At 68.5% G+C, this 26985-nt stretch carries 25 protein-coding genes and 1 tRNA gene; 20 read left to right on the top strand and 6 right to left on the bottom strand.

The features are described 5' to 3' along the window. Nucleotides 1-2: 2 nt before the first annotated feature. From L687_RS23230 to L687_RS23205, 6 genes are all read left to right on the top strand, one after another. A complete protein-coding gene (locus L687_RS23230) occupies nucleotides 3-1256 on the top strand; it encodes an LCP family protein (RefSeq protein ID WP_021198186.1) in 1254 nt (417 codons plus the stop codon). Nucleotides 1257-1319: 63 nt separating this feature from the next. Then, a complete protein-coding gene (locus tag L687_RS23225) occupies nucleotides 1320-2324 on the top strand; it encodes a LacI family DNA-binding transcriptional regulator (RefSeq protein WP_021198185.1) in 1005 nt (334 codons plus the stop codon). 186 nt (nucleotides 2325-2510) lie between these two features. Beyond that, nucleotides 2511-4154, top strand: coding sequence for a glycoside hydrolase family 13 protein (locus L687_RS23220; RefSeq protein ID WP_046398840.1), 1644 nt, complete (start codon nucleotides 2511-2513; stop codon nucleotides 4152-4154). A 40-nt stretch (nucleotides 4155-4194) separates the two neighbouring features. Beyond that, nucleotides 4195-5565 carry an extracellular solute-binding protein gene (locus tag L687_RS23215; RefSeq protein WP_031206650.1) on the top strand — a complete coding sequence of 457 codons (1371 nt, stop codon included), beginning with the start codon at nucleotides 4195-4197 and terminating at the stop codon, nucleotides 5563-5565. 6 nt (nucleotides 5566-5571) lie between these two features. Beyond that, the gene (locus L687_RS23210; protein ID WP_021198182.1) at nucleotides 5572-6537 is read left to right on the top strand and encodes a carbohydrate ABC transporter permease; all 966 of its coding nucleotides are present in this window, start codon (nucleotides 5572-5574) and stop codon (nucleotides 6535-6537) included. Continuing rightward, nucleotides 6534-7481: a carbohydrate ABC transporter permease gene (locus tag L687_RS23205; RefSeq protein ID WP_021198181.1), complete on the top strand. Its 948-nt coding sequence runs from the start codon at nucleotides 6534-6536 to the stop codon at nucleotides 7479-7481. Before L687_RS23210 ends, L687_RS23205 begins: the two co-directional genes overlap by 4 nt. Here L687_RS23205 and L687_RS23200 read toward each other — a convergent pair. Next, entirely contained in the window at nucleotides 7478-8062 is a 585-nt protein-coding gene (locus L687_RS23200; RefSeq protein ID WP_021198180.1) for a TetR/AcrR family transcriptional regulator, read from the bottom strand. The two genes, L687_RS23205 and L687_RS23200, sit on opposite strands and share 4 nt — an antisense overlap. A gap of 94 nt (nucleotides 8063-8156) precedes the next feature. On the opposite strand from L687_RS23200, the gene L687_RS23195 reads away from it, so the two are divergent. Continuing rightward, on the top strand, nucleotides 8157-10442 hold the full coding sequence (locus L687_RS23195; protein ID WP_021198179.1) for a glycoside hydrolase family 3 C-terminal domain-containing protein: 2286 nt from the start codon (nucleotides 8157-8159) through the stop codon (nucleotides 10440-10442). Between the two features lie 4 nt (nucleotides 10443-10446). Here L687_RS23195 and L687_RS23190 read toward each other — a convergent pair whose 3' ends face one another. The 3 genes from L687_RS23190 to L687_RS23180 all read right to left on the bottom strand — a co-directional run bounded on the left by L687_RS23190 (nucleotide 10447) and on the right by L687_RS23180 (nucleotide 15583). Beyond that, nucleotides 10447-13041, bottom strand: coding sequence for an alpha-L-rhamnosidase (locus L687_RS23190; protein ID WP_021198178.1), 2595 nt, complete (start codon nucleotides 13039-13041; stop codon nucleotides 10447-10449). A 95-nt stretch (nucleotides 13042-13136) separates the two neighbouring features. Beyond that, nucleotides 13137-14789 (bottom strand): MFS transporter, encoded by a 1653-nt coding sequence (locus L687_RS23185; RefSeq protein ID WP_235045204.1) that lies wholly within the window; start codon nucleotides 14787-14789, stop codon nucleotides 13137-13139. 83 nt (nucleotides 14790-14872) lie between these two features. Next, nucleotides 14873-15583, bottom strand: a complete 711-nt coding sequence (locus L687_RS23180; RefSeq protein WP_021198176.1) for a potassium channel family protein — start codon at nucleotides 15581-15583, stop codon at nucleotides 14873-14875. Between the two features lie 189 nt (nucleotides 15584-15772). Between L687_RS23180 and L687_RS23175 the strand changes: the two genes are divergently transcribed. The 7 genes from L687_RS23175 (at nucleotide 15773) to L687_RS23150 (ending at nucleotide 21031) form a co-directional block, all read left to right on the top strand. Next, a tRNA-Ser gene (locus L687_RS23175) sits at nucleotides 15773-15861 on the top strand. Nucleotides 15862-15936: 75 nt separating this feature from the next. Further along, complete coding sequence (locus L687_RS23170; RefSeq protein ID WP_021198175.1) at nucleotides 15937-16611, top strand: haloacid dehalogenase type II; 675 nt, start codon at nucleotides 15937-15939, stop codon at nucleotides 16609-16611. Nucleotides 16612-16680: 69 nt separating this feature from the next. After that, nucleotides 16681-18300, top strand: a complete 1620-nt coding sequence (locus L687_RS23165; protein WP_021198174.1) for a sodium-dependent transporter — start codon at nucleotides 16681-16683, stop codon at nucleotides 18298-18300. Continuing rightward, complete coding sequence (locus L687_RS42050; RefSeq protein WP_021198173.1) at nucleotides 18297-18431, top strand: methionine/alanine import family NSS transporter small subunit; 135 nt, start codon at nucleotides 18297-18299, stop codon at nucleotides 18429-18431. The genes L687_RS23165 and L687_RS42050 overlap by 4 nt, the downstream gene beginning before the upstream one ends. A 128-nt stretch (nucleotides 18432-18559) precedes the next feature. Further along, on the top strand, nucleotides 18560-19426 hold the full coding sequence (locus L687_RS23160) for an AraC family transcriptional regulator (RefSeq protein WP_021198172.1): 867 nt from the start codon (nucleotides 18560-18562) through the stop codon (nucleotides 19424-19426). Between the two features lie 106 nt (nucleotides 19427-19532). Then, nucleotides 19533-20168 carry a GyrI-like domain-containing protein gene (locus L687_RS23155; RefSeq protein ID WP_021198171.1) on the top strand — a complete coding sequence of 212 codons (636 nt, stop codon included), beginning with the start codon at nucleotides 19533-19535 and terminating at the stop codon, nucleotides 20166-20168. Nucleotides 20169-20230: 62 nt separating this feature from the next. Continuing rightward, the gene (locus L687_RS23150) at nucleotides 20231-21031 is read left to right on the top strand and encodes a DUF1206 domain-containing protein (RefSeq protein ID WP_021198170.1); all 801 of its coding nucleotides are present in this window, start codon (nucleotides 20231-20233) and stop codon (nucleotides 21029-21031) included. 32 nt (nucleotides 21032-21063) lie between these two features. Here the strand turns inward: L687_RS23150 and L687_RS23145 are convergent, their stop codons facing one another. Beyond that, nucleotides 21064-21711, bottom strand: a complete 648-nt coding sequence (locus L687_RS23145; RefSeq protein ID WP_021198169.1) for a LysE family translocator — start codon at nucleotides 21709-21711, stop codon at nucleotides 21064-21066. A gap of 156 nt (nucleotides 21712-21867) precedes the next feature. Next, nucleotides 21868-22260 carry a nuclear transport factor 2 family protein gene (locus L687_RS23140; protein WP_021198168.1) on the bottom strand — a complete coding sequence of 131 codons (393 nt, stop codon included), beginning with the start codon at nucleotides 22258-22260 and terminating at the stop codon, nucleotides 21868-21870. 91 nt (nucleotides 22261-22351) lie between these two features. Here L687_RS23140 and L687_RS23135 point away from each other — a divergent pair, with 91 nt between their 5' ends. The 6 genes from L687_RS23135 (at nucleotide 22352) to L687_RS23115 (ending at nucleotide 26973) form a co-directional block, all read left to right on the top strand. Next, entirely contained in the window at nucleotides 22352-22732 is a 381-nt protein-coding gene (locus L687_RS23135) for a winged helix-turn-helix transcriptional regulator (protein WP_021198167.1), read from the top strand. A gap of 42 nt (nucleotides 22733-22774) precedes the next feature. Further along, nucleotides 22775-24082 (top strand): aminotransferase class V-fold PLP-dependent enzyme, encoded by a 1308-nt coding sequence (locus L687_RS23130; protein ID WP_021198166.1) that lies wholly within the window; start codon nucleotides 22775-22777, stop codon nucleotides 24080-24082. After that, the gene (sufU, locus tag L687_RS23125; protein ID WP_021198165.1) at nucleotides 24079-24513 is read left to right on the top strand and encodes a Fe-S cluster assembly sulfur transfer protein SufU; all 435 of its coding nucleotides are present in this window, start codon (nucleotides 24079-24081) and stop codon (nucleotides 24511-24513) included. Before L687_RS23130 ends, sufU begins: the two co-directional genes overlap by 4 nt. Nucleotides 24514-24529: 16 nt before the next feature. Beyond that, on the top strand, nucleotides 24530-25495 hold the full coding sequence (locus tag L687_RS41730) for a GNAT family N-acetyltransferase (RefSeq protein ID WP_021198164.1): 966 nt from the start codon (nucleotides 24530-24532) through the stop codon (nucleotides 25493-25495). Between the two features lie 59 nt (nucleotides 25496-25554). Further along, nucleotides 25555-26196, top strand: a complete 642-nt coding sequence (locus L687_RS23120) for an NADPH-dependent F420 reductase (protein ID WP_021198163.1) — start codon at nucleotides 25555-25557, stop codon at nucleotides 26194-26196. A 111-nt stretch (nucleotides 26197-26307) separates the two neighbouring features. Continuing rightward, entirely contained in the window at nucleotides 26308-26973 is a 666-nt protein-coding gene (locus tag L687_RS23115; protein ID WP_029266074.1) for a GntR family transcriptional regulator, read from the top strand. Nucleotides 26974-26985 lie beyond the last annotated feature (12 nt).

Here is a 26985-nt window from a genome sequence, read left to right as displayed (position 1 = left end):
GAGTGAGCCAGAACACCCGACGCCGTCACACGATCGCGCGCCATGGTCAGCTGGGCACTCCTGGCACCGTCGGCCAGCTGTTGAAGTTCATCGCGATCGGTCTCGCGGTGGTGCTGGTGAGCGGACTCGGGGTCGGTGCCTACGTCTTCTACGATCTCACGAGCACGGTCTCGGCGAACGCGGTCGAGATCGAGGGTCAGGACCCCATCCCACCGGACATCGGCGAGTACGAGGGCGGCTTCAACATGGTCCTCACAGGCGTCGACACCTGTGAGGAGAAGTACAAGGACCTCTTCGGTGCTCGTTGCTCCGGCTCGGACGCCGAGGGAACGCTCAACGACGTGAACCTGCTCGTCCACGTCTCGCAGGAACCGCGACGCATCACGGTCGTCAGTTTCCCTCGTGACCTGATGGTGCCGATCCCCTCGTGCACCGACAAGAACGGCAACGCCACCTCCGCGATGAGCAAGCAGCCGCTCAACACCGCCTACACCGACGGCGGCCTGAACTGCGTCGTGAAGACGATCTCCGAGCTCACCGATCAGGAGATCCAGTTCGCGGCCGGCGTCACCTTCGGCGGCGTGATCGAGATCACCAATGCGATCGGCGGCGTCGACGTCTGCCTCGCCAACCCGATCAAGGACCGCTACACCGGACTGGACATGGCTGCGGGAACCCACACGGTCGAGGGTCTGCAGGCGCTGCAGTTCCTGCGCACGCGTCACGGTGTCGGTGACGGCAGCGACCTGGGCCGCATCGGCAACCAGCAGCAGTACATGTCGAGCCTGGCACGCAAGATGATCAGCGGGGAAGTGCTCGGCAACGTCCCCGTGATGCTGAAGCTCGCGAACACCGCGATCCAGAATCTGGAGCCGAGTGAGTCGCTCACGAACCCGATGACGCTCGTGCAGATCGCCCTCGCGGTCAAGTCGGTGCCGTTCGAGGACATCGTCTTCGTGCAGTACCCGAACGGGACGGACTCGGCCAACCCCAACAAGGTCGTTCCCAACTACACCGCCGCCTCGGCGCTCTGGGACGCACTCGATGCGAATGCACAGCTGCAGATCACGCACGAGAACAACAAGAACGACGGCGTGGTCGTGCAGGAGCCGACGGCGCCAGTCGAGCAGCCGGCAACGGATCCGGCAGCGACTCCCGACCCGGCAGCGACGCCTGACAACGTCGTGGCGCTGCCCGATTCGATCAAGGGCAACTCCGCGGCGCAGCAGACCTGCTCCAACGGCAACGTCCGCTGAGTCCTTCGCGAGAACGCGCAAACTGCTTGCGCGTTCTTGCAAGGATTTGCGTACACTGACTGCATGTCGAAGCGACTGGCAGAGGTGGCCCGCAAGGTCGGTGTGAGCGAGGCAACGGTCAGCCGCGTGCTCAACGAGAAGCCGGGGGTCTCCGACGCCACCCGGCAGGCGGTCCTCACCGCCCTCGACGTGCTCGGCTACGAGCGGCCGACCAAGCTCCGGGGCGAGCGTGCCCGCCTCGTCGGACTCGTGCTCCCCGAACTGCAGAACCCGATTTTCCCCGCGTTCGCCGAGATCGTCGGCGGCGCACTCACCCAGAACGGCTACACGCCTCTGCTGTGCACCCAGAACGCCGGCGGAGTGACCGAGTCGGACTACGTCGACCTCCTCCTCGCGCAGCAGGTCTCGGGCGTCATCTTCCTCGGCGGGAATTACACGCAGGCGGACGCCGCACATGAGCACTACGAGCGGCTGCGCCAGGTGAACCTGCCGACCGTGCTCGTCAACGCCCGCGTCGCCGAGCTGCACTTCGCGACGGTGTCGACCGACGACGCCGCCGCGGCGGAACAGGCCGTGCTGCATGTGCACCAGCTCGGGCATCGGAGGATCGGACTGCTCCTGGGGCCGGAGGACCACGTCCCCTCCCGCCGCAAGCTCGAGTCCGCGCGCCGACTGCTGGATGCGCTCGGGGCACCGCTGTCCGACGAGCTCGTGGTGCGCGGCATGTACTCGCTCGAGTCCGGGCAGGCAGGGGCCTCGCGCCTCTTCGCTGCCGGCGCGACCGCGATCGTGTGCGCGAGCGACCCGATGGCACTCGGGGCCGTACGCGCGGCGCGGCGAGCCGGACTTTCCGTGCCGGGGGACGTGAGCATCGTCGGGTTCGACGACTCGGCGCTGATGAGTTGCACCGAACCTCCGCTGACGACGGTGCGACAACCGATCGAGTCCATGGGGCGCGCCGTGATCGCCCTGCTGCTCGCGCAGATCGCCGGCACGGCCCAGCCGAGCGACGAACTGCTGTTCGAGCCCGAGCTGGTGCTGCGAGCCTCGACGGGCCCGCTGCGCTGATCTGAGCTGCGGACGGCCCCGAGCCGTCCTTGTGCGCGCATGTAAGCCATCGCAATTTTCCAACATTCTGTTTAGTTCTTGCACGGAACGCGCGGAAAAGCTACATTCGACTCATCGCCATCGACGACGAGGAGATCTGTGGACACTGACGTTCTGCGCACGGCGGCACCGGCCCGCACCTTGACGATGCCCGTGGGCGAGGGGTGGTGGCGCACAGCCGTCATCTACCAGGTGTACGTGCGCAGCTTCGCGGACGGCAACGGTGACGGCATCGGAGATCTCGCCGGCGTCCGCTCGCGGCTGCCCTACCTGAAGAGCCTCGGCGTCGACGCGCTCTGGTTCACCCCCTGGTACCTGAGCCCGCTCGCGGACGGCGGCTACGACGTACAGGACTACCGCCGCATCGACCCCCGCTTCGGCACCCTCGAAGAGGCGGAGCACCTGATCGCGGAGGCGCTTGAACTCGGCATCCGCACGATCGTCGACATCGTGCCCAACCACATCTCCGATCAGCACGAGTGGTTCCGACAGGCGCTGGCGGCCGGCCCCGGCAGCCCGGAGCGCGAGCGCTTCTGGTTCCACTCCGGTCGGGGCGAGCATGGTGACGGCATCCCGACCAACTGGGTCTCGAGCTTTCAGGGCGAGACCTGGTCGCGCACGCAGAACCCCGACGGCTCCGACGGCGAGTGGTATCTGCACCTGTTCACCCCAGAACAGCCGGACCTGAACTGGAACCACCCGGATGTGCGGCGTGAGCACGAGGACGTCCTGCGATTCTGGTTCGACCGAGGCGTCGCGGGCGTCCGCATCGACTCCGCGGCGCTCCCGGTCAAGGACCCAACTCTTCCCGACCTTCCGCCGGGCTCCGCTCCCACGGTCGGCCACCCGCACATCGACCGCGACGAGCTGCACGACATCTACCGCGACTGGCGGTCCGTCGCGGATGAGTACGACGGCGAAAGGGTGCTCGTCGGCGAGGTGTGGCTCGACGACGCCGAGCGCTTCGCCCGCTATCTGCGCCCCGGCGAGATGCACACGGCTTTCAACTTCGGATTCATGACGCAGCCGTGGAGCGCCAGGGCGATGCGTGACTCCATCACCCGCACGCTCGCCGAACACGCGCCGGTCGGCGCGCCGGCGACCTGGGTGCTCTCGAACCACGACGTCACGCGTCCGGTCACCCGGTACGGACAGGCCGATTCCTCTTTCGCGTTCGAGCGCAAGCGCTTCGGCACCGCGACGGATGCCGTACGCGGCGCGAGCCGCGCTCGCGCCGCGGCGCTGCTCGTCGCGGCGCTGCCGGGCAGTCTCTACATCTACCAGGGCGATGAGCTCGGCCTTCCCGAAGTGGAACTGCCCCTCGACGCGATCGAGGACCCCATGCACTTCCGCTCTGGCGGGGTCGACCCGGGGCGCGACGGATGCCGCGTGCCTCTGCCCTGGTCCGGAACGGCCACGCCGTACGGCTTCGGCGGCGCCCCGTGGCTTCCGCAGCCCGAGGACTGGGAGGCGCTCACGGTCGACGCGCAGCACAGGGACCCCGACTCGACCCTCAACCTGTACCGCGCGACGATCGCGCTGCGCCGTCGACTCGACGACCTCGCCGGAGACGACCTCGAGTGGCTCGAGCTCGGCGCCGACGTGCTCGCGTTCCGCAGAGGGGACGGCACGCTCAGCATCACGAACCTCGGGTCCGCGCCCGTGCCGCTGCCGGCGCACCACGGGGTGCTCCTCGCCAGCGCGCCACTCGACGGTGCGCTCCCTCCTGACTCCACAGCCTGGCTCGCCCTCCGAGCCGTCCCCGCGCACCCGCACCGGGCGCCGAAGTAGCCCTGCACCACCCGATCAGCACCACATGGAAGGACAGACAATGAAGTCATCAACGAAGGCCATGGTCGCCGGCATCGCCGTGCTCGCGACAGTCGGCGCGCTCGCCGGCTGCACGTCCAGCGGCGACGGCGACAGCGGCGACGGACGCCTCGAGCTGCGCGTCGCGACGTTCCCCCCGGGAGCGGACGCTGCGGCCTACGATGCGTTCGCCGCGCAGGAGAAGCAGTTCGAGAAGGAACACCCCGACATCGACATCATCGGCGTCGAGTACGAGTGGGAGGGCCCGACCTTCGCCGTGCAGCTCGCCGGCGGAAGCCTGCCCGACGTCTTCACCGTGCCGTTCACCGACTCGAAGACGCTGCTCGAGAACGGGCAGCTGATGGACGTGACCGACGCGATCGAGAAGCTCGGCTACACCGACAAGTTCAACCCGATCATCCTCGACGGTGTCACCGGCGCCGACGGCAAGATCTACGGGTTCCCGCGTCAGGCATACGCCGCCGCACTGCACTACAACCGCGACCTGTTCGAGCAGGCCGGGCTCGACCCCGACAACCCGCCGGAGACGTGGGACGAGATCCGCGAGGCAGCCAAGAAGATCACGGATGCCACGGGCAAGGCCGGGTACGCGCAGATGGCGATCAACAACACCGGCGGGTGGCAGCTCACCTCGCAGACCGTCGCCCGCGGCGGTCGCACCCAGACCGACAACGGAGACGGCACAGCCGAGTCGACGATCGACAACGATGCGACCAAGGCCTCGCTGCAGTTCCTGCACGATGTGAAGTGGGAGGACGGCTCGTTCGGGTCGAAGGTCGACCTCGACTGGGGAACGATCAACCAGGAGTTCGCCGCCGGCAACATCGGCATGTACACGTCGGGTTCCGACATCTACACCGCCCTCGTGCGCGACTTCGGCATGGACTCGGACATCTACGGCATGACCGTCGTGCCCATGGAAGGCGACGACCCCGGCACGCTCGGCGGCGGTGACATCGCGGTGATCAGCCCCACGGTCGACGACGCGACGAAGGAGGCGGCGGTCACGTGGATCGACTGGTACTACATGCAGAAGCTGATGGACGAGGACGCGGCGGTGCTCGATGCGAAGACCCTGAACGAGTCCGGCCAGGCGGTGGGCACCCCGCTGCTCCCGGTGCTCAGCCGTGAGCTGTACGACGAGTCGCAGGTGTGGATCGCCGACTACATCAACGTCCCGGTCGAGCAGATGGCGCCGTTCAGCGACCGCATCTGGGACCAGACGCCGGTGGGTGAGCCGAAGGTGAAGACGCAGGAGGTGTATGCCCTCCTCGACACCGTGGTGCAGAAGGTCCTGACCGACCAGAACGCCGACATCGACGCTCTGCTCGCTCAGGTGCAGACCGACGCGCAGGCGAAGCTCGACGAGTAACGCTTCATGACGATGACGCTCTCCGAGCAGCGGGCGGCGGTGGAGGACTCTCCGCCGCCCGCTGTGCGCCCCTCCCGCCGCCGCTCGCCCCTCACCTGGTTCCGCGGCGGCGGGCTCGCGAACCTGCTGTTCGTGCTCCCCATGCTGTTCGTGTTCGTGCTCTTCTCGTGGTCCCCGATCGTGCAGTCGGTGATCATGAGCCTGCAGAAGACGAACCTGATCGTCTCCGAGTGGGTCGGATTCGACAACTACCTCGCCGTGATCGGCGACCCCGAGCTCGGCCGCGCCGTGATCAACACGCTCTGGTTCGCCGTGCTCGCGCTGCTCTTCGGGTTCCCGCTGCCGCTGCTGATGGCCGTGCTGATGAGCGAGGTGCGTCGTGGCAAGGGCATCTACTCGGCGCTCGCCTACCTGCCCGTCGTGATCCCGCCGGTCGTCGCGGTGCTGCTGTGGAAGTTCTTCTACAGCGCCGACCCGTCCGGGGTGTTCAACACCGTGCTCGGCTTCGTCGGCATCCCTCCACAGCCGTGGATCCAGGACGCGGTGCAGGCCATGCCCTCGCTCGTGCTCGAGGCCACGTGGGCAGGCGCCGGTGGGTCGATCATCATCTACCTCGCCGCGCTTCTGGGCGTGCCGCCCGAGCTCTACGACGCCGCGGAGGTCGACGGCGCCGGCATCTGGAAGAAGATCTGGCACGTCACGCTGCCCCAGCTGCGCGGCATCCTCTTCATCATGCTGATCCTGCAGGTGATCGCCACCGCGCAGGTCTTCCTCGAGCCGTTCCTGTTCACCGGCGGTGGACCGGCCGGAGCAACCAAGACCGTGCTGCTGTACATCTACGACAAGGCCTTCCGCAACAGCCTGGGCGGCGACTACGGCGAGGCGACGGCCGTCTCGGTGCTGCTCGCGATCGTCCTCGCCCTCCTCTCCTGGCTGTACTTCAAGCTGACCGACCGTTGGAGCACGACGTGAGCCTCACCACCCGCCTCTCGACCCGTGCCGCGGAGAAGGCGGCGGAGAAGGCCGCCGATCGCGTCGGGGACCGCACCGTCATCTCCGACTCCGAACGTCGGCGGCCCGGCATCCGCATCGGGATGTCGCTCACGCACGTGTTCCTCGCCGTCGGACTGGTGGTCGCCGGGCTCGGGCCGATCCTGTGGCTCGCGAAGTCGGCGATCACCCCCACCCAGGACACGCTGCAGCAGCCGTTCGCCCTGTGGCCGAACGGCATGGACTGGGAGAACCTGTCGACCGCGTGGAACGACATCCAGATCGACCAGTACTTCTTCAACACGGTGATCATCGCCCTCGGCGCCTGGTTCGTGCAGCTGCTCATCGCGACGACCGGGGGCTACGCGCTGTCGGTGCTGCGCCCGAAGTACGCGCCGATCCTGAACGCCCTGGTGCTGGCGACGCTGTTCATCCCGGGCATCGTGCTGCTTGTGCCGTTGTACCTGACGATCGTGCATCCGCCGCTGCTCGGGGACGTGAGCCTGCTCAACAACTACCTCGCAGTCTGGCTGCCGATGGGCGCGAACGCGTTCAACATCCTGCTCGTGAAGCGGTTCTTCGATTCGCTCCCGCGGGAGGTGTTCGAGGCGGCCCGCACCGATGGCGCCGGACCTTTCCGGCTGTTCTGGTCGATCGTGCTGCCGATGTCGAAGCCGATCCTCGGCGTGGTCTCGGTGTTCGCGATCATCGCCGCGTGGAAGGACTACCTGTGGCCGATGCTCGTGCTGCCCGACCCTGCGGTGCAACCGCTGTCGGTGCGTCTCCCCGCCGTGCAGTCTCAGACCGAGCTCGACGTGTTCCTGGCGGCGCTGGCGATCGCGACCCTGATCCCGATCGCGATGTTCCTGATCTTCCAGTCGGTGTTCCTGCGCTCGGCCGGACTCGGGGGTGCCGTGAAGGGCTAGTCGACGGTCGGCGGCACTGGCGGATGCAGGGCGTCGATCAGGGCACCCATGATGCCGGGCATATCGACGGTCGGGTCGATCATCCATTGCAGCTGGAGCCCGTCGGATGCCGCCTGGATCACGCGCGCGAGCGTGTCCGGGTCGAGAGTGGAGCGTCTGTCGTCGGCGCCGAAGTTGTCGGCGATGGAGTCGCGCAGGCGCGCGCTGCGGTCCAGGAAGTAGTCGTGGGCGGGGTGTTCCGGGTCGGCGGCATCCACGGAGAGGCGTGAGAACAGGGCGACGAGACCCGGGACCTCGGTGTTGTGGCGGATCACGCCGATGAACGCGGCTCTGGCCTCGGTGTCGCTGAGCCCGGCGGGATCGAGGCCGTCGTGCTCGTCGCGCTTGCGGAGCACCTCGGTGAAGAGCTCTTCCTTCGATCCGAAGTAGTGCAGGAGAGCAGCGGGGGTGACGCCGACGACTTCGGCGATCTCCTTGAGGGACGCGTTCTGGTAACCCTTGCGTCCGATCACGTCGAGGGCGCTCTCGAGGATCTCCTCGCGTCGCGCCACGCCTTTCGCATACGAACCCCGTCGTGCCATGCTTCGACCCTAATCCTGAATGCCGTTTGAAATCTAATACTGAAGGGCATATGGTTTTCGCAAGGACATCGACGTCGCCCGCGAAAGGAACACCATGACCGAGATCTCGGCTTCCGACCTCACCCTCGAGGAGAAGGCGTCGCTCACCAGCGGTGCGGACTTCTGGACCACGAAGGCCATCGACCGCGCGGGCATCCCGTCGGTGATGATGACCGACGGTCCGCACGGCCTGCGCAAGCAGTCCGGTGCCACCGATCACCTCGGTCTCGCGAGCAGCGTCCCCGCCACCTGCTTCCCACCCGCCGTCGGCATCGGCTCGTCATGGGATCCGGAGATCATCGAGCGCGTGGGCGCGGCGATCGGCGTGGAAGCCGCGATCGAGAACGTCGCCGTCGTGCTCGGCCCCGGCATCAACATCAAGCGCTCGCCGCTGTGCGGCCGCAACTTCGAGTACTTCTCGGAGGACCCGATCGTCTCCGGCGTCCTCGGCGCCGCCTCGGTCCGCGGTATCCAGTCGAAGGGCGTCGGCACCTCGCTCAAGCACTTCGCCGCGAACAACCAGGAGTTCGACCGCATGCGTGCGAGCTCCGACGTCGACCCCCGCCCGCTGCGTGAGATCTACCTGCGCGGGTTCGAACGCGTCGTGAAGGACGCCTCGCCGTGGACCGTCATGTGCTCGTACAACAAGCTCAACGGCGTCTGGACCTCGGAGGACCCGTGGCTGCTCACCAGCGTGCTGCGCGACGACTGGGGCTTCGACGGCCTCGTCGTGTCGGACTGGGGCGCCGTCAATGACCGCGTCGCCGGCGTCGCTGCAGGCCTCGACCTGGAGATGCCGGCGTCGGGAGGGCGCACGGATGCGCAGCTCGTCGCCGCCGTGCGTGCGGGAACGCTCGAGGAGAGCGTGCTCGACACCGCCGCGGGCCGCGCCATCGAGCTCGTGCGCAAGGCCGGGGAGCGCCCGGCCGTGGCAGGCCCGCTCGATGTCGATGCCCACCACGCACTCGCCCGCGAGGCGGCCGGTCGTTCCATCGTGCTGCTGAAGAACGAGGCTGCCCTGCTCCCGCTCGCCGTCGACCAGAAGATCGCCGTGATCGGCGCGTTCGCGACCGAGCCGCGGTTCCAGGGCGCGGGGTCTTCGCTGATCAACCCCACCCGCGTCGACAAGGCGCTCGATGAACTGCGTGCCGTGGGCGGCGAGAACTTCTCCTACGCCGCGGGCTTCGCCGTCGAAGGCGGCACCATCGCGACATCCGGTCGGACTGCCGACGACCTGCGGGCAGAGGCCGTCGGCGTCGCCGAGGCGGCAGACGTGGCCGTGGTCTTCCTCGGCCTCCCCGCTGCCGAGGAGTCGGAAGGCTTCGACCGCGATCACATCGACCTGCCGGCGCCGCAGCTCGCCCTGCTCGACGCCGTGCTCGAGGTCAATCCCCGCGTCGTGGTCGTGCTGTCCAACGGCGGCGTGGTGGCCCTGCCCTTCGCCGACCGCGTGCCGGCCATCGTCGAGAGCTGGCTGCTCGGTCAGGCCGGCGGCAGCGCGGTGGCCGACGTGCTCTACGGTGCCGTGAACCCCTCGGGCAAGCTCACCGAGACCGTGCCGGCCCGGCTCGAGGACAACCCGTCATTCGGCAACTTCCCCGGCGAGTTCGGACACGTGCGCTACGGCGAGGGTCTGCTGGTCGGCTACCGCTGGTACGACGCGAAGGGTCTCGACGTGACCTTCCCGTTCGGCCACGGACTCTCGTACACGACGTTCGAATACGGTCGAGCGACAGCCGATGTCGGTGCCGACGGGGACATCGTCGTGCGCGTCGACGTCACCAACACCGGTGACCGCGACGGGCGCGAGGTCGTGCAGGTCTACGTCGCCCCGGCCGCGTCGATCGTGCAGCGCGCACCTCGTGAGCTCAAGGCCTTCTCCTCGGTCGCGCTCGCTGCCGGGGAGACGCGCACGGTCGAGCTCGTCGTGCGGCGCGAAGACCTCGCCTACTGGGACATCCGCGTCGACCGCTGGGTGGTCGAGGGCGGCACCTATGCCGTCGATGTGGCCGCCTCCAGTCGCGACATCCGCTCGACCGCGTCGGTCGAGGTCTCGGGTGACGAGGTGCACCAGGAACTGACCATGAACTCCTCGATCGGCGACCTGATCTCGCACCCGATCGCCGGCCCCATCGTTCAGCAGGCGCTGGGTGGCCTGATGGGCGGGCTCGGTGGCGACGCGGCCGCGGCGTCGATGATGCCGAACGACGAGGCGATGCAGAAGATGATGGCCTCCTTCCCGATCGGACGCCTGGCCGGATTCCCCGGGCTCCCGGTCGACTTCGAGCAGATCGAGCAGCTGATCGCCGCGGCGAACGCAGGCGGTCCCGCCGCCGGCTGACGCGTCACGGAAGCAGGGGCACGGTGCGCGCGTGCGCGCCGTGCCCGAGCTCCTCACGGACCGCGCCGGGCAGGTCGAGCTCGGCCGTCGCGCCGACCGGGACCACGAGGTCGACATGCAGCTCGTCCTCGCCCACGCGCCACGCGATCGAGGCGTCACCGTAGGGCGTGCGCTGCATCGCCGAGGCATGGGTGAGCCCGCCACCGGGACGTGGTGCGAAGCGGATGCGGCGGTATCCGGGCTCTGCGGGTGCGAGCCCGGCGACGCTGCGGTGCAACCAGTCCGCGACCGCTCCCAGCGCGTAGTGATTGAACGAGGTCATGGTCCCGGGGTTCACGGTGCCGTCGGGGAGCATCGCATCCCACCGCTCCCAGACCGTGGTCGCGCCCTGCACGACCTGGTACAGCCAGGACGGGCATCCCTGCTCGAGAAGAAGGTCGTAGGCGGCATCCGCGTGGCCGGTCAGGGTGAGCGCGTCGCAGACGAGCGGCGTGCCCACGAAGCCGGTCGCGATGCGGTTGTCCGCGGCATGCACGAGCGCGGCGAGGCGTGCCCCCGCGATCGCACGCTGCGTCTCGTCGGCGAGCAGGTCGAAGACGATGGCCAGGGCGTACGCAGTCTGGGCGTCGGAGGTCATCGTGCCGTCGGGTTTCACATACGCACCCCGGAAAGCGGCAGCGACCTCGGAGGCGAGCGTGCCGTAACGATCCGCGTCGGCGGAGCGTCCGAGCACACGAGCCATATCGGCGACCGCTCGCGCCGACCGGGCGAAGTACGCCGTGGCGACGAGATACCGATCGGTGCGGGCATCGCCCGGATCCTGCGGGGGCGCCGCGGGATCGAGCCAGTCGCCGAGCTGGAACCCCTCGTTCCACAGGCGGTCGGGTCCGGCCAGTGATTCCACCTTGTCGACCCATCGGCGTGCGCTCTCGAACTGCGTCGCCAGAACGCCCTCGTCTCCGAAGCGCTGGTACAGGGTCCACGGCAGCAGCGTCGCCACATCTCCCCAGGCGGCGCCGGCGCGGATCGGAGACCACACCTTGTGCGACGGGATCACGGGCACGAACCACGGGACCGTGCCGTCGGGCAGCTGGTCGGCCTCCACGTCACGGAGCCATCCCGACAGCATCCCCGAGACGTCGAACAGCGTGGATGCGGTCGGGCCGAACACCTGCACGTCGCCCGTCCACCCCACGCGCTCATCACGCTGCGGGCAGTCGGTGGGGATGTCGACGAAGTTGCCGCGCATGCCCCAGACCACGTTGCGGTGCAACTGCTCGACCAGGGGATCGGAGCAGGTGAACCACCCGGTGCGCTCGAGGTCGGTGTGCAGCACACGGGCGATCAGAGCGCCGGCCGCGACATCCGCATCGAGGTCGCCCGGCCAGCCGGAGACCTCGGCGTATCGGAAGCCGTGGAATGTGAACCGCGGCTCCCATTCCTCGCCGCCGGTGCGTCCGGCGAGTGTGTAGGAGTCGCTGGAGCGTGCGCTGCGCAGCGGCCGCGTGTAGATCTCCCCCTCCTGCAGAACCTCCGCAGTGCGCAGCGTGACGGTCGTGCCGCGCGGACCGGTCACGCTGATGCGCACCCTTCCCACGAGGTTCTGCCCGAAGTCGAGGATGCGGGCGCCGCCGGGTGACGTCAGCACGGCGACGGGGGCGACCTCTTCGATCACCCGGACGGGTGGCGCCGTCGGCGCGACCAGGGTGCGCGGATCGCGATCGCGCACCGCGACAGGCAGCCACTGCGCGTCGTCGAAGGCGGCGGTCGTCCACTCCGGGAGCTCCTCGCGTGCGTCGTAGTCCTCGCCGTCGTAGATGCCGGAGCGGAGGATGGGGGAGAGCGCGCCCTTCCATGAGTCGTCGGTCACGATCGTCTCGCGTCGTCCGTCGACATAGGTGATCTCCAGCTGGCCGAGGAACGACAGATCGCTTCCGAACACGTTGCGGTACCCGCCGCGCCAGCCGAGACGTCCGCGGTACCAGCCGTCGCCGAGCCAGGCGCCGAGCGCGTTCTCGCCGACGACGAGCAGGGCGGTCACGTCGTAGGTGTAGTACCGCAGCCGTTCGCGATAGACCGTCCATCCCGGCGACAGCGTGTCGGAGCCGACGCGCTCGCCGTTGATCTCGGGTTCGTACAGGCCGTGCGCGGTGGCGTAGAGCCGGGCGCGGGAGATCTCCCCGTCGAGCCGGAAGCTCCGCCGCACCAGGGTGGCGCGGCGGGCGTCGCTCTCCGGGTCCTCATCGAGGTCGAGCCCGACCGGCCGCGCCGACCAGTCGTCGGGGTGGAGGAGGCCGGCTTCCACCCAGGTCTGCGGGCTCTCGCTCGACCAGCGGCCGTCGGCGCCCTGCACCGCCACACGCACACCGACCCGCTCGCGGGAGTCGAGCGCACGAGTCGGCCAGGGAACCAGGACCTGCTCGGCGGACGTGACCTCGACGGTCTCCTCGGCGTCGTCGCGCACCACCGTGACGGCGTAGCGCTCCTGGCGCCAGCCGGCAGGTGCATCCGTGGTGGTCCAACTCAGGCGTGGTGCGCTCTCGCCGATGCCGAACGGTTCCCGGTGGTGCTCGATGCGGGGTGCGGAGACGGTCGTCATGGTCCTCATCCTCGCCGATCCCGATCCTGATGGCGATGGCGATGGGGATGGCGATGGCGACGTTCGGACCGGCGTCTCCGCCGGGTCCGCGCTGGTCAGCCGGCCTCCTGGTCGGCCGTCTCCTGGCCGTGCCGTCTGCGGACGGCGTTCGCGTGGGGTATCCCCTTCGAGAAGAAGAGCGACAGCAGACTGATGAGGATGAGCCCGAAGAACGCGATGCGCAGCGACGACAGCTGCGAATCGCGGTAGACCGTGGCGAGAGTGTCGGCGTCGGCATCGTCCAGCCCGGCCTTCTCCGCGATGGCGGCGACGTCGGCTGCGGGCACGATGGTGACTCCGTGCTGCGTGGCGCTCGCCACGGTCGCCTGGGTGGTCTCGGGCAGGTCGCTCGCCGCGACTCCCGAGGCGAACGAGGTCGACAGCGCACCGATGAGGATCGAGCCGATCAGGGCCGTTCCGAGCGACGAGCCGAGGTTCTGGAACACTCCTTGAAGCCCGCCGACCTCGCTCGTCTCCTTCTCGGTCACGCTCGACATGTTCACGTTCCCGAGCTGCGAGGCGAGGAGTCCGAGGGCCGCTCCGGCGAGGAACATCCCGGTCGCGAAGAAGCCGCTGCGCAGGTCGCTGGTGGCGGAGCCGAGAAGGATGAGGGCGCTGACGACGAGTGTCAGCTGTCCGATGCGCACGATCGTCCGCGGAGACAAGAGGCGCGAGAGTCGGGTGCCCACGATCGAGAACAGCACGAGAGCGATGGAGAGGGGGAAGATCCGGATCCCGGTCTCCAGGGCATCGAGGCCGAGGGTCATCTGCAGATACACCGGCACCATGAAGAAGAGCCCGGCGGTCACGGTGTACTGCGCCCCGAGGACGGTGAGTCCGCTGCGGAGCGAGGTGATCGAGAACATCCCCACGTGGATGAGCGGCGACCGGCCGAGGCGTTCGAGCAGGCGCTGACGCGAGAAGAACAGGGCCAGGAGCACGACGCCGAGCACGATGAACCAGGCGGCGGGAGAGATGCCGAGAGGGGCGACCACGACGCCGCCGATCGTGGGCGGGTTCAGCGGCAGCACCCACCCCCACGTCTTGCTCTGCAGCATCCCGAACACCACGGCGACCAGCCCGACCGACGAGAGCGCGACGCTGAGGACGTCGATGCGCACGCTCTGCCGTGGCGTCGGGTCGGTGACGATCCGGGCGCACAGCACCACGCCGATCATGATGAGCACCTCGGCGGCGAACACGTAGCGCCAGTCGAAGTAGGTCGTGACGAATCCGCCGATCAGTGGTCCAGCCGCGACGGCGGCCCCGGAGACGGCGCCGATGATAGCGAACGCCGTGATGCGCTCACGGCCGCGGTAGTTGTCGGCGACGAGGGCGGCGATCGCCGGGATGACGAGCACGGCACCCAGACCTTCGACGACCGACCAGCCGAGGAACAGGAACTGCACGTTCGGACTCACCGCCGTGATCAGCGACCCCACGGCATAGATGCACGATCCGATGACGAACGCCCTGCGGCGGCCCCACACGTCACCCAGCCTCGCCCCGAGCAGCATGAACGCCGCCATCGTGAGGGTGTAGAACGTGATGGCGCCCTGCATCGCGGCCACGGTGGTGTCGAGGTCGGACACCACCGTCGATATCGACACGTTCATCACGGTGCCGTCCAGCACCATCACGAACTGCGCGGAGCCGAGGACGGCGATGACGCCCCATCTCTTCATGGTGACTCCTTCGAGCCTGTTCATCGTGGCATCCGACGGGGTGATCTCCGTGCGGGCGTCACCCCTTCCGGATGAGGTCGGCGGGCGGCGGGCACGCCCGAAGGCACTCAGGCGGGCGTGCTCGATCTGCCTTTCGCGCTCGCGCCGCGCATGATCCGTGCGACCGCCGTGATCAGGAACAGCTGCCCGGTGATGCCCTCGGCGATGGCGATCCCCTGTCCGGTGGTGCCGACGGGGACCAGATTGCCGTATCCGGTCGTGGTCAGTGCGGTGAACGAGAAGAACAGCTGGTTGCCGAGCGAGTCGAGGCTCTCCTCGCCGAACATCGGTGTGGGGGAGATCTGCGAGATCAGGTTGTAGACGAAGGCGAAGAACATCCCGACCAGGATGTAGGCCGTGATCGCCGCCAGCAGCGCCTCCAGGTCGAGGCCCCGCCGGTTGACCTGATGCGCGATGATGGCCCACGGAGCGACCAGCAGAGCGAGCATCGATGCGGCCGACAGCGGGATCGCGAGCACCGGGCCGTCGACGCCGAAGAGCGCGGCGATGACGGCGGCGGCACCGGCGACCGAGAGCACCACCCACCACACACGCTGCACGAGATGTCGTGCACGGGTCACGTAGAACACCATCGCCACTGTCGCCAGCATGGCGAGGAACGCCCAGGGGCTCGGGTCGGTGCTGGGCTGCGCCGCGCAGAAGCCGTACGAGACGATGAGCAGACCGAGGATGATCGCGTAACCGCGCGCCTGGCCGTCCCGCTCGCGATGCGAGGGGGTGTGGGCGTTCTCCGCGTTCACGGTGTCGGTGCGGGGCATGATCGGTCCTCTTCCGCGCGGTGGACGTCGGGTGCCCACGATGTGCGGCAAGTATCCCAGCGCGAGTGCGCATCCCCGCTCAGCCCGCGTGCGCGTCGGTCGGAAGCGAGTTCGGGGGTGCCGGTTCGTCACCGCTCGTCCGACCCGTTATGATGGCTAAGTGCATCCGTGCTTTCGGGTCGGATGCCTGGAGACGTCGCATAGTCCGGCCGAGTGCACCACCCTGCTAAGGTGGAGTCCCCTCACGGGGACCAGGGGTTCAAATCCCCTCGTCTCCGCAGAAGAACCCCCGCTCAGGCGGGGGTTTTCTCGTTCCCGGCCCCTGCGCTCCCGCGTCGGGGCAGACTCGAACCATGCTGCGCGACATCACCACGATCGTCTTCGACGTGCTGGGCACCCTGGTCGATGAACCCGGAGGGCTCCGCATCGCCATCGAGGAGGCGGGCGGCTCTCCCCGTGATGCCGATGAACTCCTCGGCGTCTGGCAACGTCATATCGAAGGGGAGCAGCGCCGGATCGCACGGGGTGAGCGCGACTATGTCGACTCCGGAATCCTTGATCGCGAGGCGGCGACTCGGGTGGCGCAGACCGCGGGGATCACGGATGCCGCGACGATCGATCGCCTCGCCACCGCGACGAAGCGTCTTCCCGCCTGGCCGGATTCGTGCGAGGGCGTCGCGCGGCTTGCCGCCCGCTTCCATGTTCTCGGGCTGTCGAATGCGAACCCGGAGTCGCTGCGCGCGCTGGGGGAGCACGCCGGACTGCGATGGCACGGGGCGCTCTCCGCGGATGCCGTCGAGGCCTATAAGCCCTCACCGCGGGTCTACCGGCTCGCGGTGGAGGAGGCAGGGGGCGACCCGGAGAGAGTGCTCATGGTCGCCGCTCACGCCTGGGACCTCAGAGGCGCCGGAGATGCAGGGATGAGGACCGCGTACGTGCCGCGTCCGGTGGGTGATCCGCCCGCGGAGACCGACGCCTTCGACGGTCGCTTCTCCACCCTGGCCGGGCTGGCGGATGCGTTGGACTGAAGCGGCGGGATCGGCTCGTGTCTGTGTCCGACCCGACGTTCGGCTCGACCCTCAGGTAGCCTCGTCCGCATGGCCACCGCAGCGACGCAGACCCACAAACGTGAAGCCTTCGGCTCGCGCAATGTGTTCATCCTCTCGGCGATCGGCTCCGCGGTCGGCCTCGGGAACATCTGGCGGTTCCCCTACGTCGCCTACGAGGGCGGTGGCGGAGCCTTCCTGATCCCGTACCTGTGTGCTCTGCTCACGGCCGGGATCCCGCTGCTGTTCTTCGACTACGCGATCGGTCACCGATTCCGTGGGTCGGCGCCGCTGGCGTTCCGTCGCATGCACCGTGCGGCCGAGCCTCTCGGCTGGTGGCAGGTGCTCATCTGCGTCGTGATCGCGGTCTACTACGCGGTGATCATCGCCTGGGCGGCGATGTACACGTGGTTCTCGGCCCAGCTCACCTGGGGCGCGGGCAACGAGAACGACTTCTTCTTCATCGACTTCCTGCGATCGGCGGACGTCGCCGAGGTCGGTGTATCGACCGATTTCGTCCCACAGGTCGGCATCCCGCTCGTCGTGGTCTGGCTGATCGTGATCGTCATCATGGCGCTGGGCGTCAAGCGCGGCATCGGCCGGGCGAACATGATCCTGATGCCGCTGCTCACCGTGATGTTCGCGATCCTCGTGGTGCAGTCCCTGTTCCTCCCGGGAGCCATGGACGGCCTCAACGCCTTCTTCACCCCGAACTGGGAGGCACTGGCCGACCCCGGCGTCTGGGCATCCGCCTACGGACACATCTTCTTCTCGCTCTCCGTCGCCTTCGGCATCATGGTGACCTACTCGTCCTACCTGAAGCGGAAGACCGATCTGACCGGTTCCGGGCTCGTGGTGGCCTTCGCCAACTCCGGTTTCGAGATCCTCGCCGGCATCGGCGTCTTCGCGGCGCTGGGATTCATGGCGCAGGCGCAGGGAACGGAGGTGGCCGGTGTCGCGTCCTCCGGAATCGGCCTCGCCTTCATCGCCTTCCCCACGATCGTCTCGCAGGCCACGGGAGGGTCGATCATCGGTGTGCTGTTCTTCGGAGCCCTGGTGTTCGCCGGCGTCACCTCCCTCATCTCGATCCTCGAGGTGATCGTGGCCGCACTGCAGGACAAGCTGGGATGGGCGCGCGTGCGCACGACCCTCACGGTCGCGATCCCGTTGGCGATCATCTCGATGGCGCTCTTCTCGACGACCACGGCCCTGTCGGTGCTCGACACGGCCGACGCCTTCGTCAACTCGTTCGGCATCATGGCGGTCGCGCTGGTGGCGGTCATCATCGTGGCCTGGCTGCTGCACAAGCTGCCGGTGCTGGTCGAGCACCTCAATCGGCGTTCGAGTTTCCGGGTGGGCACCGTCTGGAAGGTGCTCGTCGGGGTTCTCGCGCCGGTCGTTCTCGGATACCTCTTCGTCAGCGAGCTCATCGCGAAGACCTCCGAACCGTACAGCGGCTATCCCGCCTGGTTCCTCGCCATCTTCGGCTGGGGGATGGTCATCGCCCTGGTCGTCCTGGCGCTGATCCTGTCGGCGCTGCCCTGGAGCACGCGCTCGCATGCGAAGGACGACCCCGAGTACGACGAGTTCCTCTCCGAGGAGCACTACGAACCGGATACCGAGACCTCGGCGATACCGGCAGTCGGCACGACGAAGGGAGCCGGCGCATGACTCCGATCGCGATCGTCATGATGATCGTCGCCATGGTCACGGTGTGGGGTGGCCTGATCGCCGGGATCGTCAACCTGGCGCGTCATCCCGAGGAATCGGAGACCGAACCGGCGCCGCCCGTCGAACTCTGACGTCGATCGAGCGCTGACGTCGATCGAACTCTGGCGCCGATCGAGTGCGGGCACTGATCGCATCGGACCGCAGAAGTCGGGTCGCGAGGGGCGGGCGACGGTGACGATGGTGAGGAAAGGAGGACCTCATGATCGGCACGCTGAACGCCTTGATCGACATGGTCGACGCAGGAGACCCGGGTCAGGAGATCGACGTGGCCTCGTTCTCGCATGAGCACGGCACCACCGAGTATCACCTGCGCCGGATGTTCTCGGCACTCGCGGGCATGCCGTTGTCGGAATACGTGCGTCGTCGTCGGATGACGCTCGCCGGGGCGGAGCTCGCTGCGGGCGCCGCGAGTCTGCTCGACGTGGCCGTGCGCCACGGGTACGGGTCGGTCGAGGCATTCGGACGCGCGTTCCGGGCTGTGCACGGCATCAGCCCGGCCGATGCGCGCCGTGACGGGGGTCCTCTCCGCACTCAACCCACGCTCCGGTTCCGCCTGAGCGTCGAAGGGAGAATCCCCATGGACGTCACCATCACCACCCGGCCCGCGTTCGTCCTCGCCGGTCATGCCGCCGAGGTCCCGTTGATCCACGAGGGCGTCAATCCGCACATCCAGGAGCACATCGCCGCGATCCCGTCCGAGGAACACGCGCGCCTCAAGGGTCTCGGCGACGCCGAGCCGTCGGGGATCCTGGCCGTCACGGCCGATATCGAACCGGACGCACCGGAGGGCACGCTGCTCACGTATCTGCACGGCGTCGCCCTGCAGAGCACCACTCCCGTTCCGGACGACCTCGACTCCCTTCCCCTCGAAGCCGGTTCCTGGGCGGTCTTCGCGGCCCAGGGCCCGTTCCCCGAGACGCTGCAGGATCTGTGGGCCGCCACAGCGACCGAGTGGTTCCCGTCGAACCCCTGGAGGCTGCGTCCCGGTCCCTCGATCGTGCGCTACCTCGAGTTCCGGGGTGACTCCGCGTCGTGCGAGCTCTGGCTTCCGGTCGAGCACGGCTGACGCAGGCCCGAGGGCGGGCGGGCGTCCGCGCACCACCCGCCCTCGCCTCGCCACACCGTGTCCGACGCCCGTGCGACACTGGGCGCACGATCAAGGAGGGCACGTCATGGCGGCGATCGATCCCAAGAAGACGCTCGACGCGTATCGCGCGAAGAGGGGAGAGTTCCGCATCGTCGAGGTGCCGCCCCTGCAGTATCTGATGATCGACGGGGCAGGCGACCCGAACACCGCACCCGCGTACCGGGAGGCCGTGTCCGCCCTGTTCCCGGTGGCCTATGCGCTGAAGTTCGCGAGTCGGAACGAGCTCGGCGTCGACACGGTGGTGATGCCGCTCGAAGGACTCTGGCATGCACCGGACATGGAGTCGTTCACCTCGCGCCGCGACAAGTCGGCGTGGATGTGGACGATGATGATCATGGTCGGCGACCACATCACCGGGGCGATGTGCGCGGCTGCGGTGGAAGCCGTCGCGCAGAAGGCAGCGAAGAAGAAGGAGTCGATTCCGGCACTGGAGTCCGTGCGGTTGGAGACGCTCGACGAGGCCACCTGCGTGCAGACGCTGCATGTCGGCCCGTTCGACGACGAAGGTCCGGTGCTCGACGATCTGCATCACCGCTTCATCCCCGAGAACGGGCTGCAGATGCGAGGACTCCATCACGAGATCTACCTGAGCGATTTGCGTCGCGTCGATCCGGCGAAGCTGCGCACGATCCTCCGGCAGCCGGTCATGCCGCGCGCCTGAGCGGTGGATACCGGGAAAGCAAGCCCCTCCTCGGCTTCCGGTGCGACGGATACGCTTCAACGATGAGCACGGTCAAGAATGCGGCACGCGTCGCCAAGAGGTCGTCGACGTTCCGACGGATCGCCCGTGCCGGTTTCGTCGTCCTGGGCCTCATCCACGTCATCATCGGCTCGGTGGCGATCTCCATCGCGGCGGGCGCCTCCGGCGACGCCGACCAGGACGGAGCGATGGAGCAGATCCGCCAGAGCCCGATCGGAGGCCTGCTGCTCGTGCTCGTGGCCGCCGGGCTGATCGCGCTTGCCGTATGGCAGATCGCCAGTGCCTTCCTCGCCGCCGACCCGGCCGAGACGAAGAAGTGGGGTCAGCGCGTCAAGCTCTTCGGCATCGCCGCCGCGTACCTCGTCGTCGGGGGCATGGCCCTGATCTACGCGGTGGGTGGCAACGCCGACTCGGAGACGGCCTCGAAGACCCTGAGCGCGGTGCTGCTCTCGGCGCCGGGCGGCGTGGCCCTGCTGGTCGTCGTGGGGCTCTCGGTCGTCGGGGTGGGGGTCGGGTTCGTCGTCGGCGGTTTCACCCGCGGCTTCGAGAAGCTGCTCGACCTGCCATCGGGGGTCGCTCGCGGGGGCATCGTGACGCTGGGAGTGATCGGCTACTTCGGCAAGGGCATCGCGGTGGCCGTGACCGGGGTGCTGTTCGTGGTCGCCGCCGTGACACAGGACCCGGAGAAGGGCGCAGGGCTCGACGCTGCTCTGCACAGCCTGCTCGAGCTGCCCCTGGGAGGACTCGTCCTGGGGCTGGTCGGCGCAGGCTTCGCGGTCTACGGCGTCTTCTGCATCGCTCGGGCCCGCTTCGCTCGCATGTGACCTCCAGGCACGTGTGAGCGTTCAGGCCGCACTCAGGCGGTCGCGGGCTTCTCGCTCCACACCAGAAGGAACGCTCCGAGAGCGATCATCAGTCCGCCGCCTGTCGCGCCCATCGCCTCGATGCGTCGTGGGGAGCGACCGAACCAGTCGCGGGCGGCACTCGCGAGGAGCACCCACACCGCGTCGCACGTCACACCGATGGTGACGACGATCGCCCCGAGCAGGAAGAGCTGCGCGGGGACGGAACCGGCATGCAGATCGACGAACTGGGGCAGGATCGCGAGGAAGAAGGCGATGGACTTCGGGTTGGTCACGCCGACGACGAAGCCTTCGCTGAGGAGTCGCCAACCCGAGCGCCGTGCCGGTGCCGCGATCATGGCCCGCGCCGCATCCTTCCGGTGCCTGATCGCCTGGATGCCGAGGAAGATCAGGTAACCGGCGCCGAGCACCTTGACGATCGTGAACAGCACGATCGACTGTGCGATCACGGTGCCGACGCCGAGCGCGACGGCCACGACGAGGACGATCGACCCGACGGCCGTGCCGAGGATGCTGAGGAACCCGCCCCAGCGCCCCAGCACCATGGCCCGGCCGATCGTGAACAGCACCGTCGGCCCGGGGATCACGACCATGACGAACGCGGCGACGACGAAGGCGAGCAGCGTGTCCGGGGCGATCATGGGATGAGCCTAGAGGCGCGGGCGCCGGGCGGTCGAGGCCCGGCCACCCGGCGCTGCCGGATCAGGTGCTGCCGGAGACGGTGCTGCCGGATCCGGTGCCCTCGATCAGACCGTGCCCTCGATCAGACGGTGCCCTCGATCAGACGGTGCCCTCGATCAGACCGTGCCCCAGAAGCGGTCCTCCGCGTCCTGGTCCTCGCTGATCAACCAGACCTCGACGATGCGGTCATCGGCGACGCGGAAGACGTCGACGCCGTGCTGGTCGAGGTCGTCGCGCCCTTCGCGCTGGGCACGGAAGCGCACGGTCGCTGAGACGAGTGCGCCGCTCTCGGTCGCCGATTCGGTCTCGAGGGCGAAGGTTCCGCCGCTCAGTTGCATGAACCGGCCGAGGTGCGCGAGGATCGCGTCGGGACCGACATGGTCCCCCGAGACCTGGCTCTCTCCGGGCTGGTGCCAGACGGCGTCCGCGTGGAAGGTCGCGGCCAGCGCCTCCATGTCTCCGGCGGCCATGGCCGCACCATACTGTCCTACGACGTCGATTGCCGACATGATGCTCCTCCTGGATGGGTCGGTACTGTGGAGCATCCAGCGTCTCGACCGGGACGCGGTTACTTCAACGTCACCGGGGAAGGAGCGGCGGATGTCGCGCACATGGACGGTGTTCTCCGCCAGTTGCCCGTCGCGCGCGTCCCTCGCCCGCATCGCGAACAAGTGGACCGCGATGATCGTCGTCCTCCTGCACGAGCAGCCGCTGCGCTTCGGCGAGCTGCACAGCCGGATGGACGGGATCACGAAGAAGGTGCTCGTCGACACACTCCGCGCCCTCGAACGCGACGGGATGCTCGAGCGGGCGGTCGGTGACGACGGTCATCCCCGGTACCGACTCACCCCGCTCGGGCGGACCCTGCACGAGCCGCTCCAGGCGCTGCAGGTCTGGGCGGAGTCGCACGTGGAGGATGTCCGCGATGCGCAGGACCGCTACGACGAGGCCGCCGACGCGAAGACGCTCGACGGGCGCTGACGCCTGCGCCCACCCCCTGCTCACAGGTGGGAAACTGGAACGATGAGCGTTTCTCCCGGTGTCGACCTGATCGCCCCCTTGAACGAGGCCGAGGTGCGGCGCATCCGCGGGGACTTCCCGATCCTGGGAGCGCAGGTGCACGGGCATCCGCTCGTGTATCTCGACTCGGGGGCGACGTCGCAGCGCCCGACCGCGGTGCTCGACGCCGAGCGTGACTTCGCGACCTCCATGAACTCCGCGGTGCACCGTGGCGCGCACACGCTCGCCGCCGAGGCGACCGAGCTCTTCGAAGACGCGCGCGCCGCCGTCGCCCGATTCGTGGGCGCCGCCGACGACGAGATCGTCTGGACCTCGAACGCGACCGAGGCGATCAACCTCGTCGCGTACTCGCTGTCGAACGCGTCGCTCGGGCGCGGGGGAGCGGCCGCCGAGGGGCTCCGTCTCCGCGAAGGCGACGAGATCGTGACCACAGAGATGGAGCACCACGCGAACCTCATCCCGTGGCAGGAGCTGGCGGCGCGCACCGGCGCGACGCTGAAGGTCATACCCCTCGACGACCACGGGGGCCTGCGGCTCGACGTCGCGGCAGAGCTGATCACCGCCCGTACGAAGCTCGTCGCGTTCACCCATGTCTCCAATGTGCTCGGTGTCGTCAACCCCGTCGATCAGCTCGTCTCGCTCGCGCGCGAGGTCGGCGCGCTGACGCTGCTCGACGCCTGCCAGTCGGCACCCCACCTCCCGCTCGACGTGCGTGCCCTCGGGGTCGACTTCGCCGTGCTGTCCGGTCACAAGATGCTCGGACCGACCGGCATCGGCGCCCTCTACGGTCGGCGCGAGGTGCTGGCAGCGATGCCCCCGTTCCTGACGGGCGGTTCGATGATCACCACGGTGACCACGACCGAGGCCGAATATCTGCCGCCGCCCCAGCGCTTCGAAGCGGGAACGCAGCGCGTCTCGCAGGCGATCGCGCTCGCCGCGGCCGTGGGATACCTGACCGAGGTGGGGATGCCGCGCATCGCCGCGCACGAGGCCGCGTTCGGCCGCCGTCTCGTCGACGGGCTGAGCGCGATCGACGGCGTGCGTGTGCTCGGCGCCGGTATCGACCTGCCCCGCGTCGGCCTCGCGAGCTTCGACGTCGAGGGCATCCACTCGCACGACGTGGGTCAGTTCCTCGACGACCGCGGCATCGCCGTTCGCGTCGGCCACCATTGCGCGCAACCGCTGCACCGCCGCCTGGGTGTGACCTCCTCCACCAGGGCGAGCACCTACCTGTACACGACCGAGGCCGAGGTGGACGCCGTGATCGAGGGCGTCGCCGGAGCGATCGACTTCTTCCGGAGGGGCGCATGAGCGACCTGCAGAACCTGTACCAGGAGCTGATCCTGGACCACTCGCGCACGCCGCACGGCTATGGACTCCGCGACGAGATCCCCGCGCAGTCCCACCAGTTGAACCCGACCTGCGGTGACGAGATCACCCTGCAGGTGCACCGCGATGCCGACGGCAGCGTCGAGGCGATCGCCTGGGAGGGGCACGGCTGCGCGATCTCGCAGGCATCGGCGTCTCTGCTGGCGGAGCTCGCGGAAGGACTCAGCGTCGAAGACCTCGAGGTGCGCATCGCGGCCTTCCGCGAGGCGATGCGATCCCGCGGCACGATCGAACCGGATGAAGAGCTCCTCGGTGATGCCGCTGCCCTCGGTGGGGTGTCGAAGTACGTCGCGCGCGTCAAGTGCGCCATGCTCGCCTGGGTCGCCGCGGAAGACGCGCTCACGCGCAGCTGAGGTGCAGGATGGACGCATGTCCCTGCACCTGACGCCCCTCCCCTCCACCCGCTTCGAGGCGTGGGCGACAACCGCACGGCAGCGCCTGATCGACCGGAACAGGGAGTCGGGGCGACGCCTCGGCGCGGACGCTGTCGGGCACGTCGAGCAGGTGTTCGGCGACCTGTTCCCGGAGGACGGTGCGACCTCGACGACGCGGGTCATGCGCATCGTCGACGATGCGGACGGCGAACTCGGAACACTCGTGCTGGCCCTGAGCGGACAGAAGATGCTCCTGCTCGACCTCGACCTCGACCTCGACGTCGGCCTCGGCGGTGCCGAGACACTGAGCGATGCCCAGAACGAAGGGCTGCTCGCGCTCCTGCTCCCGATCGCGCGCGACATGGGCGCCACCCAGATCGGGGCGCAGCTCTTTCCGCAGGACACGGCCGGACGGGTATTCGCCGAACAGGGCGGATTCGAGGTGGCCTCGATCCAGATGGTGCTCGAACCGCTTCCGGTGCGCGACCCCGCTTCCCGCGTCGAGGTGTCGCCGATGACCGCGGAACGCTTCCCCCGCTTCGCGGCAGCGTCGGAGGAAGGGTTCGCGCACGACCTCGTCGCGTCGGGGCGCTACACGCCCGAGGAGGCGATCGCCGAGTCGCATCGCCAGATGGTCGAGGAGCTTCCCGACGGGCTCGATACCGAAGGACAGGAATTCTTCACCGCTGCTGTCGACGGAACCGAGGTCGGCATCCTGTGGTTCGGGATGCGGCGGCGTGACGGTCGTCCGCAGGCGTTCATCCTCGACATCGAGGTGGCCGCGGATCAGCGCCGGAAGGGATACGGACGCGCGTTGATGCACGCCGCCGAGAGAGAAGCCCGCAGGCTCGGCGCGGACTCGATCGGGCTGCATGCCTTCGGCTTCAACACGGGGGCCGTCGACCTGTATGAGCAGCTGGGCTACCGCCGCACCGAGGAGAGCCTGCTGCGCGAGGTCTGAGCCACGGTCACGCGAGCACTCGACGGGAATAGCCCTGAGCGCGAGGCGTTGGGGCCAACATGACAACTCTCGGAATCATCGGTGCAGGACACATCGGCAGCCAGGTCGCACGCGTCGCGATCGCGAACGGCTACGACGTGGTGATCGCCAACTCGCGCGGACCGGAGACACTCGCCGACCTGGTCGCCGAGCTCGGGCCCAGGGCTCGGGCCGCGACGGCGCAGGACGCGGCCGCTGCCGCAGACGTGGCCGTCGTCACTGTGCCCCTCGGCGCGATCGACCAGCTCCCGGCCGAGCAGCTCGCGGGCAAGATCGTCCTCGACACCAACAACTACTACTTCGAGCGGGACGGACACATCGAAGCCCTCGACAAGGGGGAGACCACGACGTCGGAGCTGGTGCAGCGTGCGCTCCCCGGCGCGAAGATCGCGAAGGCGTTCAACCACATCTTCGCCTCGGAGATCACGTCCGACGGAACGCCGGCCGGCACCCCCGACCGTCGCGCGCTGGCCACGGCCGGCGATGACGTGGAAGCCGTGGCCTTCGTGACGCGCTTCTACGACGAGGCCGGCTTCGACACCGTCAACGTGGGTCCGCTCAGTGAGTCCTGGAGGGTCGAGCGCGACCGCCCGGCGTATGTGGTGCGGCAGACTGCCGAAGAGCTCACGGCGAACCTCGCGATCGCGAACCGCCTGCCCTGAGCGTCGTCGGGGGCGAGGGAGGAGCCCTCGTCCCCGCCCGGGCCGCCGCCGCTGCGAGGGCTTGGGATACCAAAAGTTGAGGAACACCGCCGGGAGTGCGAGAATGCCCAGATGGCGGGGGCTATAGCAGGAGGCGGCGAACTCGAGTCGGTGAGGGTCACGCGCATCCTTCGCGATGACATCATCCTCGGGCGGCGGATGCCGGGGTCGCGCTTGGTGGAGCGCGACATCGCGGCAGAGCTCAATGTGTCGCGACTTCCGGTCCGGGAGGCCATCCGCACGCTCGTCGCGGAGGGGATCGTCGTCGCCCGTCCCCGCACCTGGGCAGTCGTGCGGGAGTTCACCCATCGGGACATCCAGGACTTCGCCGAGGTGCGCGAGGCCATCGAGACGCTGATCTTCGTGTTCGCCGCCGAGCGGCACGACGAGGCCGGTATCGCCCGGATCCGCGAGGTCTACGAGCGTGAGCTCGCGGCCGCGAAGGCGCAGGATTCCGAGGCTGCGAGGGTGGCCGCAGCGGAGTTCCACGAGGTCGCCGTCGAACTCGCGGCAAACGAGATGCTCGGAGAGCTCATCGCCGTGTTCCTCACGCGTCTGCGCTGGTTGTTCGGTCAGCACGACGATCTGCTCGCGATGGCGGACGAGCATCGCATCATCCTCGAGGCGATGACTGCGCGTGACACCGAGGCATTGCGCCGGATCGTCCCCGCGCACCTCGCCAGTGGTCAGTCCGCAGCCGAGCGACGCCTCGCCGAGAACAGTGACCTGACGGCCTGAGCTGCCGGTTCG

The organism is Microbacterium maritypicum MF109, assembly GCF_000455825.1.
Lineage (GTDB): Bacteria > Actinomycetota > Actinomycetes > Actinomycetales > Microbacteriaceae > Microbacterium > Microbacterium maritypicum_A.
The sequence above is the reverse complement of the archived record's forward strand: the minus strand, read 5'-3'. Positions and strand labels throughout refer to the sequence as shown.